Source organism: Ligilactobacillus salitolerans (assembly GCF_003864415.1).
Taxonomy (GTDB): Bacteria; Bacillota; Bacilli; order Lactobacillales; family Lactobacillaceae; genus Ligilactobacillus; species Ligilactobacillus salitolerans.
Genome location: NZ_BFFP01000144.1, coordinates 1 through 310 on the forward strand (window position 1 = coordinate 1; position 310 = coordinate 310).

Sequence of the window (310 nt, forward strand, 5' to 3'; positions counted from 1 at the left end):
AGGCGTCAGTCTTGATAAGATCTTGCAAGAAATCAAGCAGAAAATGCAGGGCTGGATCCAATATTACTCTATCGGGAAGATGAAAATCTTTCTTCAACATCTAGATGAATGGTTGCGCTCGCGTATTCGCCAGTATATCTGGAAGCAGTGGAAGAAGATTGGGACCCGTTTCAAAGCACTGGTCAGATTAGGTATGAGCCGTAAAGAAGCTAAAATCTACGTGAATACACGGAAAGGGTACTGGCGCAATGCGCATAGTAAAACACTGTGTATATCCATAACAAACAAAAGACTGACACAGCGAGGACTA

The 310-nt window shown here is 42.9% G+C and carries 1 protein-coding gene; it reads left to right on the forward strand.

The window, feature by feature from the left end:
- The coding region (locus LFYK43_RS12430; RefSeq protein ID WP_305775335.1) for a group II intron maturase-specific domain-containing protein at positions 1-310 on the forward strand (310 nt) is incomplete at both ends.